The organism is Achromobacter sp. 1014246743, from assembly GCF_059760725.1.
On the sequence record NZ_JCBANA010000176.1, the window covers coordinates 1 to 264 of the forward strand.

The following is a 264-nucleotide window of genomic DNA, read 5'->3' on the forward strand; positions in this document are numbered from 1 at the left end:
AGACCGGCCAGGCCATCGAGGGCATTCTCATCATCATGGGCGCCTACCTGACGGTCAGCCTGTCGATCTCGATATTCATGAACTGGTACAACAAGCGCATCGCGCTGGTGGAGCGTTGATATGAGCAGCACCACGCATATCCCCACCGAAGGGCTGCCGCCGCCCAAGACCCACGTCGGTGCGTGGGCCTGGGTGCGCGAGCGCCTGTTTTCCTCGCCGCTGAACATCCTGATCACCGTGCTGGTGGCCTGGTTCCTGTTGATG

At 61.4% G+C, this 264-nt stretch carries 2 pseudogenes; both read left to right on the forward strand.

Annotation, left to right across the window (positions count from 1 at the left end):
* Window positions 1-119, forward strand: a pseudogene (locus tag AC6LJ2_RS30120) (amino acid ABC transporter permease); the annotation flags it as partial.
* A gap of 1 nt (window position 120) precedes the next feature.
* Window positions 121-264, forward strand: a pseudogene (locus AC6LJ2_RS30125) (amino acid ABC transporter permease); the annotation flags it as partial.